Consider the following 11,262-nt stretch of genomic DNA (forward strand, 5'->3'; position numbering starts at 1 on the left):
TGTAAAATAAATTTGGGTCTGCAACAACGGAAGAGGATAAAGCATTTTGCTTCAATAAAAATTTATCTATCCAACCGTTTGCCGAAGGGTTAATCATTGTTGATGTTTAGAAATACAAATTTATGTTATTTTGTGGTTTTCCAATTATTTTAAAAATAAAAAACCGTCCCATTGTTAAAAACGAGACGGTTTTCTATAAATTTTTATTTTCTTACTTGATAATCGCTGAGCAAGCTACTCTTGCACCAGCATTTCCAGAAGGTTGAGAGGTAAAATCATCTGTACCTTGGTGAACAATTAATCCTTTTCCAAGGATATTTTTGGTTTCATCTTCACAACCAATACACCATTCATCAGTAGTTAGGGTAATAGTTCCATTTCCTTTTTCGTCGGCAGTAAAATTACCGATATCTCCTCTGTGATATTCACCAACACCCCATTTTCCGTGTTTTTTGAATGTTGGATTCCAATGTCCTCCCGCCGAACTTCCATCAGCAGCAGTACAATCTGATTTTTCATGAATGTGTATAGCATGCACACCAGGTTTTAGTCCAGCTAATTTTGCCACGAAAGTCACTTTGCCATTTTTTTCAATAAAAGAGGCGGTTCCAGTTACATTGCTGTTGCTTTTGGATTCGAAAGCAATGTTTAACTTTTTAGAATCGCTTGAATTGCCTTTTGTTTTGCATCCAATGATTACAGCTAAGATTAGCACGATAGAAAAGATTATTTTTTTCATAGTTTTTATTTTAAATTATTTTTATAAAAATACTCATTAATAAGGAAAGAAAAATTAAAGTTATCTTAAAATCCAAATAGTTTTTGGAGGTAAGTAGTATTTTGTATGCGATTTGACTTTTTTGATAATGGAATTGTTAATTTAGCCCAAGTTTTTAATTAAGATTTTATATGGTACATATCTTTAGGAGGAAATGCTTAACAGATGTTTTCACAACTCTAATAATGGTTTTGTTTATACAATTCAATGTTATAGGACAAACAACCAAAGATTCTGTAAAGGAATGTCCTGTAAAATCACTGCCTGAAGTCTTTAAAAAGAGAGATTCCATACATATAATAAAACCTTTAAAAAACAGTTTTTTTCTTGTAATACCGCTTATTGGATCACAACCTGCCACAGGTTTTGTTTATGGAGCTGTGGGTCAATATACTTTTAAAGGAAAGAATCCAAAAGATAAATATTCAGCGATTAATCTTGGAATCAACTATTCCGAAAAGAAACAGTTGATTGTTAATTTTAAAAATAATGTGATGCTCAAGGATAATAAAATATTTTTGAGTGGAGACTGGCGCTACTATATTTTTTCTCAAGCAAATTATGGACTAGGCTCAGATATAGTCCCAACAAATAAAAACGGCGTAAATTTTGATATCAATTCTTTGACGGAACCGATGCAATATAATTATCTAAAATTTCATCAAACGATGTCTTGGAAGGTTAAAGGAGATTTTTATGTGGGAGCTGGAATTCATTTTGACAGTTATTCTTCGATTATTGATGAGAAACTTGATATTGCAAACGGAATTTATACCAATCATTATAATTATAACACAAAGAATGGATTTAGCGATAAGGCATATTTTGTAAATGGATTAAGTCTCAATATGGTTTTTGATTCAAGGGATAACCAAATCAATACGAATCACGGATGGTTTGGAAATATTAATTACAGAGTAAATCCTGCATTGAACAAAAATCAAGCTGCAAGTACCGTGCTTTTTACAGAATACAGATATTTTTTGCCATTAAGCAAAACTAATGATCAACACGTACTAAGCTTTTGGACTTATGGACAGTTTGTAACGAGCGGAAAAGTTCCTTATCTCAACTTGCCAGCAATTGGTTGGGATCAACGTAGCCGAAGCGGTAAAGGTTATACCCAAGGATTATTTCGGGGTTATAATTTAGCTTATCTTGAAGCGGAATATAGGTTTCCCATTAGTTGTAACCAATTATTCAGCGGAACATTATTTGCAAACTTTACCAGTGTGAGCGACAAGGATAGAGATATTCGTCTTTTTCAATACGTACAACCTGCCGTAGGTATTGGTTTGCGTATATTAATTGATAAAGCAACTCGTACGAATTTAGTGCTCAATTATGCTTGGGCGAATCGTTCAAAAGCTTTTTATCTTAATGCTGGGGAAAGTTTTTAATCTTTACAATTATTGTCCGATTAAAATAAGGTATAGTCCCTACGGTATGGCATTCGCTTTTAAAAAAGAAAAATAAAGTCGCCACGAATTTCACGAATGAACACGAATTTTAACACTCAAATCAAGGGTTGAAATAAAAGGCTGTCATTCTTTTGATTAGACCTAACAGGTTTTTAAAACCTGTTAGGTCTCGTTGAACCCCAAAAAGTTATAAATTCAACCCTCGATTCGCATTACATATTTAACTGTAAAGCAAAACAGGTTTTATCTTCTTTGGTGATGCTAAAAACCATAGCATCAGAAGTCAAATTTTCGTGTATTACAACTTTGTCTTTCAATGATAATTCCTTGAGGAAATTCATTTCGAAACTTTCAATTTTTTGATTCAAAATTAATTTTTCCTCTACAAAATCCAAACACCATTCCAGATATTTTACATTGTTTACGTGATTGACAATGTCTAAATCTGAAAGAGCTACCGTCTTTTCGAAAACCATTTCAGTTTCATTGTTGAGATTTATTTTGGAAAAAGGCTTAATAGTTGCTTTGTTTTCTGGATATAATTCGAAATGTTCAAACGGCAATGCCAAGGCTTCTGGTCGTCTAATTTTGGTATTAAAAACTGCCCAAAAAGTCTCGCATCCTACTATTTTTTTACCGTTAACATACATTTCTAAAGCACGTACAGAGCGTGAATTTTCAAGAGTATTAATCCAAGTTTTTACGGTTACAAAATCTTTCCATTTGGGTAATTCCGTGATTTCGACACGCATTCTACTTAAAACCCAAGCCTGATTGAACTCTTGCATATCCGAAAAACTAATTCCCCCAACTTCCGAATGTGCAGCAGCTGTTAATTGTAAAAGATTACACAAATCAGTGTATTTCAAGTACCCATTTGGCATACATTGCGTAAAATTGATTTCCCAATCTTTGCTGAATATGGATGTGAAATTTTCTGCTATTGGCATATAAATAATTATGAATTATGAATTATGAATTATTGTGTTTAGAAAGTCTATAATTTTCTTTCTATCAGTCAAATAATCAAACCATTTTGTTGTTTCATTTCTCTTGAACCAAGTGAGTTGTCTTTTAGCAAATCGTCTGGTATTTTTCTTGATTTCTTCGATTGCAAATTCTAGTGTGATTTCACTTTCAAAATAACTGAATAATTCACGGTAACCCACTGTTTGTAATGCATTCAAATCTTTCTGTGGTAATAAATTTTTGGCTTCAGCCAATAGACCTTCGTTCATCATTATATCCACACGTTGATTAATTCTATCATAAATAACGCTTCTTTCAGCTTCTAAACCAATGAGAATAGGAGTGAAGTTTCTCGTGTTTTTCTTTTGATTTAAAAACGAAGAATACGGTTTTCCGCTTCCGATGCAAACTTCCAAAGCACGCATCATTCGCTGTGGATTTTCTTTGGCGACGACCGAAAAATAATTGGAATCCAATTTTTCTAATTCGGTTTGTAGATATTCAATTCCTAATTTTTCGTAGTTTATTTTGACTTCTTCACGAACCGCAATGTCAATTTCCGGAAATTCGTCAAAGCCTTTCAAAACGGCATCTACGTATAATCCAGAACCACCAACCATCACAACAAAATCATTGGCTAAATACAATTCATCCAGTTTGGAAATGGCTTCTTTTTCGAAATCACCAACAGTATAATTCTCAAAAATGGATTTATTTTGAATGAAATGATGTTGGGCTCCAGCCAATTCTTCCTCGGAAGGAACTGCAGTTCCAATTCTCATTTCTTTGAAAAACTGACGACTGTCGCAAGAAATAATTTCGCAATTGAAATGTTGTGCCAAAGCAATACTCAAGGAAGTTTTTCCGATTGCAGTAGGACCGATTATCGTGATTAAATATTTAGCCATTTTAGAAATTTATGACTTTCAAATACTTGTTTTTTCGGAGATAAGCTTGAATACTATTTCGAGTATCACGATTGCTTTGCATCGGGATGATGATATTTCGTAAAATTTCGAGAGTGTTGATTTGGTAATTCAAATCAAAAAAGGCGTACCCTTTGTAAACACCATTTTCGACCAAAATGACGCTACGCTCAGTGACGGTTCGGCCTTTGTCAAGAATTGCCAATGTTTTATTTTCAAATATATTTTTTTCTATAAAAGTGTGAACCCGTTCGTTGTATTCTAAAGGGGCAATTTTGCCAACACAAGCACCATCACATTCATTAATAGTGTGCTGAAAACAATGTGATTTTGTTTCATATAAACCTGTCAATTTTTGACATAAATGATAATGAGAACTTATCCTAAACAAGGCATTTTTTCCTTCCTGCAAAGAGATATAGGATTTAATTTCTTTTTTTCTGCCGTCCGCTTTTTGTAATTTTAAATTAAGATAACCATTGGTATCTTTTTCAGCATAAATTGCCCAATTAAAATTACTTTTTGGAGACATTCTATTAAAAATAGGTCTGTTGATTTTGATTTCTTCAGACTCTTTCAAAAGTGCAATCAATTCACTTCCAGTTTCTTCATAAGTTACGGTGAAAACTTCATTTTGAATTTTCTTGGCACTTTTTGTAATTCCAGTAAAATGCTGATTGACTCTTTTTTTAATGTTTCGGCTTTTGCCAATAAACATAAGACTACCATCTTCGCGATGGATATAATAAACTCCCGTTTTTGAAGGCAAACTCTCTACGATGTCCATCAACTTGGGAGAAATTCCCTTTTGAATTTCAAATTTAATGAGCTCTTTGACGATTTCTTTATTCAAATCTTTGTCCAAAAGCATTTTGAATAATTTTACGGTTGCCATTGCGTCACCGCTGGCACGATGCCTATCAGCCATTGGAATTCCTAAAGCACGAACTAATTTTCCTAAACTATGAGAAGGTTGTTCCGGCAATAATTTTTTTGATAATTCGACTGTGCAAAGTGTTTTTACATTAAAATCATAACCCAAACGACGAAATTCGGTGCGTAATATTCGATAATCGAAATCAGCATTATGAGCGACCAAAACGCAATCGTTGGTCATTTCGATAATACGCTTGGCTATTTCAAAAAACTTTGGAGCAGAGCGCAACATAGCATTATTGATTCCAGTAAGTTTCACCACAAAAGGTTGAATAGGGATTTCAGGATTGACCAAACTGATAAATTGATCCACGATTTCGTGACCGTCAAATTTATAAATGGCAATTTCGGTAATTCCTTCTTCGTTGAATTGCCCTCCGGTAGTTTCTATGTCGAGTATTGCGTACAAAATAAATGTTAAGTGTTCGGTTTTTAGTGTTCAGTTGGAAAATCTGAAATCACAAATCGTTAATCTTCAATCAAAAATCAATTTATCGTCCTCCAAAGATACTACTTCCTATTCGAACCATCGTGCTTCCACATTCAATTGCGAGTTGATAATCGCCAGACATTCCCATAGACAATGTAGAGACGCACTGCAGTGCGTCTCTACCGGATCCGGATCCGTCATAACGTAATTTGTCAAAAATGGATTTCAAATGCGTGAATTCTTTTTTGATTTGGTTTTGATTATCTGTAAAAGTTGCCATTCCCATTAATCCAACAATTCGAATGTTTTTCATTCCTTCTTTGTCATTAGCTTCGCTCTGTTCGGCACTGCCTCGGGTCTGAACGAAGTGAAGAATCTCATCCAATTCTTCTTCATCAAGTCCAAATTTACTTTCTTCTTCGGCGATATAAACTTGCAATAAACAATCGATAATTCTATTGTTTTTTTTTGCTTGTTTGTTAATTTCTTCCAATAATTTCAAGCTATCCACGCCGTGAATTAAACTCACAAATGGCACCATAAATTTGACCTTGTTCGTTTGAACGTGACCAATCATGTGCCATTCGATATCTTTTGGCATCGCTTCCCATTTCTCGGCCATTTCCTGAATTTTGTTTTCACCAAAAATGCGTTGACCAGCATCATAAGCTTCCATCAAATCAGGAATGGGTTTGGTTTTAGAAACGGCAACAAGAGTTACGTTTTCAGGTAAAGTGGATTTTATTTTGAGGAGGTTTTGTGCTATTGACATATTAAATAAACTGTTTCGAGATTTTCTCCGCTTTCTTACTTTCACTATAATCATAAAAACCTTCGCTAGATTTTACGCCTAATTTTCCAGCACGAACCATATTGACCAATAAAGGACAAGGAGCATATTTCGGGTTTTTGAAACCGTCGTACATTACGTTTAAAATAGCCAAACATACATCAAGCCCAATAAAATCAGCTAATTGTAATGGTCCCATCGGATGTCCCATTCCGAGTTTCATCACGGTGTCAATTTCATAAACGCCAGCTACTTTGTTGTAAAGCGTTTCGATGGCTTCGTTTATCATTGGCATCAAAATTCTGTTGGCAACAAATCCTGGATAATCGTTGACTTCGACTGGAGTTTTCCCCAGTTTTTCAGATAAATCCATAATGATTTTTGTCACTTCATCGCTGGTGTTGTAACCCCGAATAATTTCAACCAATTTCATAATTGGAACAGGATTCATAAAATGCATTCCGATAACACGCTCCGGATGAACTACAACTGCGCCAATTTGTGTAATAGAAATGGAAGAAGTATTTGTTGCCAAAATCGTATTGTGCGAACAAGCTTCGTTCAATTGTTTGAAAATATTGAGCTTTAATTCCACGTTTTCAGTGGCTGCTTCAACAACCAAATCCACTCCCACAACACCATCTTTGATGTCTGTATAAGTGATTATATTACTTATGGTTTTGAATTTATCTTCTTCGGTAATAGTTCCTTTGGTAACCATTCTGTCTAAATTGGCAAAAATAGTTGCCATTCCTTTATCTAATGATTTTTCGGAAACATCGATTAATTTTACGGCAAAACCACTTTGCGCAAAAGTGTGCGCAATTCCGTTGCCCATTGTTCCAGCTCCGATTACGGCTATTGTTTTCATTTATTTTGGTTTAAAAGTTTCAAGTTTCAAGTTTCAAGTTGTTCGAGAGAACCTGAAACCTGAAACTTGAAACCAATTTTATTATTTTTTAAAACAATCAATAATTTGGTAAGCCACTCTTAAAGCTTCTGTTGCTTGTTCCAATGTTACAACAGGAGTTGTATTGTTGTTGATGGCATCGGCAAAGGATTCCAACTCGTCAAGAATAGCGTTGTTTTGCTCCACATCAGGATTCGAAAAGTAGATTTGTTTTTTTACGCCCTCGGCATTTTGTAGAATGATATCAAAATCTCCAGGAATTTCTGGAGCATCTTTCATTTTTACGACCTCGCATCTTTTCTCCAAGAAATCGACCGAGATGTAAGCATCTTTTTGGAAAAAGCGTGATTTACGCATATTTTTTAAGGAAATTCTACTGGCCGTTAAATTGGCAACACATCCGTTTTCGAACTCAATTCGAGCGTTCGCAATATCTGGAGTATCACTGATAACCGAAACCCCACTGGCGTGAACGTCTTTCACTTTCGAATTGACCACGCTCAAAATCGCATCAATATCGTGAATCATCAAGTCGAGAACCACGGGAACATCGGTGCCACGAGGATTGAATTCTGCCAAACGATGGGTTTCGATAAACATAGGATTTTCAATCATATCCTTAGTCGCTTTGAACGCAGGATTAAATCTTTCTACGTGACCTACTTGACCTTTTACCTTGTATTCATTGGCTAAAGCTATGATTTCTTCGGCTTCGGCAACGGTATTCGAAATGGGTTTTTCAATAAAAACGTGTTTGCCAGATTTTATCGAAACTTTGGCACATTTAAAGTGTGAAAGCGTTGGCGTCACGATATCAATCACATCGACAGCGTGAATTAATGTAGCGATTGTTGAGAATTGCTTGTAACCAAATTCTTTGGCAACTTTCTCTCCATTTTCTTGATTTTCATCATAAAAACCAACTAATTCGAATTTTTCGGATTGTTGCAATAATCGTAAATGTATTTTTCCAAGATGTCCAGCACCTAAAACGCCTACTTTTAACATAAAAATGATTTTTAACAAAAATATAATTTATTTGTTTAATGAGTGAAGTTTCTAGTTTAAAGTTTTGGAAATTGTTATTTGATTTTTGAATTATTAAAGTTTATTTTTACCGAAATATATTATTTTAAACTTTGAAAGATACCGCCAAACATCAAGGACTTCGCAATCAATTAGTAACACTTTTGCAGGGAAAAGGAATTAGTGATAAGAATGTTTTGGAAGCCATTAAGAAAATTCCAAGACACCTTTTTTTGAATTCCAGTTTTGCTGATTATGCCTATCAGGACAAAGCTTTTCCTATTGCTGCCGGTCAAACTATTTCGCAACCTTATACAGTTGCCTTTCAAAGTCAATTATTAGAAGTAAAAAAAGAGCATAAAATCCTCGAAATTGGTACAGGTTCTGGCTATCAAACTGCTGTTTTATGCTTAATGGGAGCTAAAGTTTATAGTATTGAAAGACAAAATGAGTTGTTCAAGCAAACTTCGGTTTTGTTGCCCAAATTAGGTATTAGACCTAAACATCTTTCTTTTGGAGATGGATATAAAGGCATCCCTAATCACGCTCCTTTTGATAGTATTATTGTTACGGCTGGTGCGCCAATAATTCCGCAAGCCTTGATGGCACAGTTAAAAATAGGAGGGAGGCTAGTCATTCCGCTTGGTGAAGAAAAACAAATTATGACTTTGTTAATTAGAAAGAATGAAACCCAATTTGAAAAACACGAGTTTGGAGATTTTAAATTCGTGCCTTTATTGGAAAATAAAAATTAATATAACTGTCTGCTAAGCGGACGAATAACCCAATAAAGCACACGGATGACACAGATTAGACGGATTTTCACTGATATTAATATTAAAATCTGTTTTTATCTGTTTAAATCCGTGTCATCCGTGTGCCATTTTCAAAATAGGTACAAGTAACGAATAGTCATAAAAATTAAAATCCTGTAATTGGCTAACCATTTTGAAATAAAACAAGGCTCATTACCAAAACTGAAGTTTTGTCATTTCCATCAATAAACCCGTAGCACTTATAATTGTTCTTTTAATAGTGTTGCATCAATATCATTATGCGAGACATCATAAACTGATTTTCCAGCTTTAATCAACAACAATTGCGGCGATTGGTGAACAACATTAAAACGATTGGCAATTTCATTTGAAATATCTCGATGTTCAATTAAATCCAGAAAATAAGTATCTACTTTATTTTCTAAATCAAAGTCGTTTTCAAACTGTTTCAGAGCAAATCTACTGATACTACAACGAGTACTATGTTTGAAAATTACTACTGGTTTCTCATTGGAAATTGACACTATTTCATCCAACTGACTTAAAGCTGTAAGCGGAATCCAATTGATTTCGCTGTTAGAAGCGTTTTTATTCTCTGAACTTCCAAAAATCGCTGAAAATAAACTCATTATGTTAAAATTTAAATTGTTTTTTATTTCATAAATCCCCCTTTATCAGTCATTTTGTCGTAACTTTAACAGTGGAATGAGATTTGATAATTTTGTTCCAAAGTTAATCAAAACAGTAAACTTTCAATCGTTAAATTTTAAACTTATTTAAAATGAACATTAATAAATTTACCATCAAATCACAAGAAGCCATTCAGCAATCTCAGCAATTGGCTCAAAGTTTTGGACAACAACAAATAGAAAACGAACACATTTTCAAAGCGATTTTCGAAGTCGATGAAAATGTGGCTCCCTTTATTTTGAAAAAACTAAATGTAAATGTTCCCTTATTCGAACAAATTTTAGACAGTACTATTCAAAGTTTTCCGAAAGTTTCGGGTGGCGAAATTATGCTTTCCAGAACGGCAAACTCAACACTAACCGAAGCCGAAATCATTGCCAAGAAAATGAACGATGAATTCGTTTCTATCGAGCATTTAATCTTGGCTATTTTTGCATCGAAAAGCAAAGTCGCCCAAATTCTAAAAGACCAAGGCGTAACCGAAAAAGGACTAAAAGCCGCTATTGACGAACTCCGAAAAGGCGAAAGAGTAACCTCTGCTTCTGCGGAGGAAACTTATAATTCCTTGAACAAATATGCCAAAAACCTCAACGAACTGGCCCGAACTGGGAAACTCGATCCCGTTATTGGTCGTGATGAAGAAATTCGTAGGGTTTTGCAAATCTTGACGCGTCGAACCAAAAACAACCCAATGTTGGTCGGAGAACCTGGAGTTGGTAAAACCGCCATCGCCGAAGGTTTGGCCCATCGAATCGTGGACGGAGACGTTCCCGAAAACCTGAAAGACAAAATCGTGTTTTCACTCGATATGGGAGCTTTGATTGCCGGAGCCAAATACAAAGGAGAATTCGAGGAACGTCTGAAATCAGTGGTGAAAGAAGTTACCGCTGCCGAAGGAGATATTGTCCTTTTCATCGACGAAATCCACACACTCGTAGGTGCTGGTGGTGGCGAAGGCGCGATGGATGCAGCCAATATATTGAAACCAGCTTTGGCCCGTGGTGAATTGCGTGCCATTGGTGCAACGACATTGGACGAATACCAAAAATATTTCGAGAAAGACAAAGCACTCGAACGTCGTTTCCAAAAGGTAATGATCGAGGAACCCGATACCGAAAGTGCGATTTCCATCCTTCGTGGAATCAAGGAAAAATACGAAACCCATCATAAAGTACAGATAAAAGACGATGCCATAATTGCGGCTGTCGAATTGTCACAACGGTATATTACGAATCGTTTTCTTCCGGACAAAGCCATTGATTTGATGGACGAAGCGGCTTCGAAAATCCGTATGGAAATCAATTCAAAACCCGAAGAACTCGATGTTTTGGATCGAAAAATAATGCAATTGGAAATCGAAATTGCAGCCATCAAACGCGAGAAAGACGAAAGCAAACTGAAAGCCTTGGGAATGGATTTGGCGAACCTGAAAGACGACCGAAACGAAGTTTTTTCCAAATGGAAATCCGAGAAAGACGTGGTCGATAATATCCAATCCGTAAAAACCGAAATCGAAGACTTTAAATACGAAGCGGAACGTGCCGAACGCGAAGGCGATTACGGAAAAGTAGCCGAAATTCGTTACGGAAAAATAAAAGAAGCCCAAGAAC

The 11,262-nt window shown here is 35.3% G+C and carries 11 protein-coding genes; 3 read left to right on the forward strand and 8 right to left on the reverse strand.

Features of this window, described 5'->3' with window-relative positions; genetic code table 11:
* Positions 1-211: 211 nt before the first annotated feature.
* Positions 212-739 carry a superoxide dismutase family protein gene (locus PHC28_RS09945; protein ID WP_300099433.1) on the reverse strand — a complete coding sequence of 176 codons (528 nt, stop codon included), beginning with the start codon at positions 737-739 and terminating at the stop codon, positions 212-214.
* Between the two features lie 224 nt (positions 740-963).
* On the opposite strand from PHC28_RS09945, the gene PHC28_RS09950 reads away from it, so the two are divergent.
* Positions 964-2,178 carry a BamA/TamA family outer membrane protein gene (locus tag PHC28_RS09950; protein ID WP_300099436.1) on the forward strand — a complete coding sequence of 405 codons (1,215 nt, stop codon included), beginning with the start codon at positions 964-966 and terminating at the stop codon, positions 2,176-2,178.
* A 233-nt stretch (positions 2,179-2,411) separates the two neighbouring features.
* On the opposite strand, the gene PHC28_RS09955 is transcribed toward PHC28_RS09950, so the two are convergent.
* The 6 genes from PHC28_RS09955 to PHC28_RS09980 all read right to left on the reverse strand — a co-directional run bounded on the left by PHC28_RS09955 (position 2,412) and on the right by PHC28_RS09980 (position 8,168).
* Positions 2,412-3,149, reverse strand: coding sequence for an acyl-ACP thioesterase domain-containing protein (locus PHC28_RS09955; protein ID WP_300099438.1), 738 nt, complete (start codon positions 3,147-3,149; stop codon positions 2,412-2,414).
* A 15-nt stretch (positions 3,150-3,164) separates the two neighbouring features.
* The gene (gene miaA, locus PHC28_RS09960) at positions 3,165-4,076 is read right to left on the reverse strand and encodes a tRNA (adenosine(37)-N6)-dimethylallyltransferase MiaA (RefSeq protein ID WP_300099442.1); all 912 of its coding nucleotides are present in this window, start codon (positions 4,074-4,076) and stop codon (positions 3,165-3,167) included.
* 1 nt (position 4,077) lies between these two features.
* Positions 4,078-5,439: an exonuclease domain-containing protein gene (locus PHC28_RS09965; RefSeq protein WP_300099445.1), complete on the reverse strand. Its 1,362-nt coding sequence runs from the start codon at positions 5,437-5,439 to the stop codon at positions 4,078-4,080.
* Between the two features lie 82 nt (positions 5,440-5,521).
* Complete coding sequence (locus PHC28_RS09970) at positions 5,522-6,232, reverse strand: YggS family pyridoxal phosphate-dependent enzyme (RefSeq protein ID WP_300099448.1); 711 nt, start codon at positions 6,230-6,232, stop codon at positions 5,522-5,524.
* A gap of 1 nt (position 6,233) precedes the next feature.
* Positions 6,234-7,121 (reverse strand): 3-hydroxyacyl-CoA dehydrogenase family protein, encoded by an 888-nt coding sequence (locus PHC28_RS09975; protein ID WP_300099451.1) that lies wholly within the window; start codon positions 7,119-7,121, stop codon positions 6,234-6,236.
* 81 nt (positions 7,122-7,202) lie between these two features.
* On the reverse strand, positions 7,203-8,168 hold the full coding sequence (locus tag PHC28_RS09980) for a Gfo/Idh/MocA family oxidoreductase (protein WP_300099453.1): 966 nt from the start codon (positions 8,166-8,168) through the stop codon (positions 7,203-7,205).
* 131 nt (positions 8,169-8,299) lie between these two features.
* On the opposite strand from PHC28_RS09980, the gene PHC28_RS09985 reads away from it, so the two are divergent.
* Positions 8,300-8,941: a protein-L-isoaspartate(D-aspartate) O-methyltransferase gene (locus PHC28_RS09985; RefSeq protein ID WP_300099456.1), complete on the forward strand. Its 642-nt coding sequence runs from the start codon at positions 8,300-8,302 to the stop codon at positions 8,939-8,941.
* A gap of 260 nt (positions 8,942-9,201) precedes the next feature.
* On the opposite strand, the gene ytxJ is transcribed toward PHC28_RS09985, so the two are convergent.
* Positions 9,202-9,591 carry a bacillithiol system redox-active protein YtxJ gene (ytxJ, locus tag PHC28_RS09990; protein ID WP_300099458.1) on the reverse strand — a complete coding sequence of 130 codons (390 nt, stop codon included), beginning with the start codon at positions 9,589-9,591 and terminating at the stop codon, positions 9,202-9,204.
* Between the two features lie 152 nt (positions 9,592-9,743).
* On the opposite strand from ytxJ, the gene PHC28_RS09995 reads away from it, so the two are divergent.
* The coding region (locus PHC28_RS09995; protein ID WP_300099461.1) for a Clp protease N-terminal domain-containing protein at positions 9,744-11,262 on the forward strand (1,519 nt) is incomplete at its 3' end.

This window comes from Flavobacterium sp., assembly GCF_028712645.1.
Lineage (GTDB): Bacteria > Bacteroidota > Bacteroidia > Flavobacteriales > Flavobacteriaceae > Flavobacterium.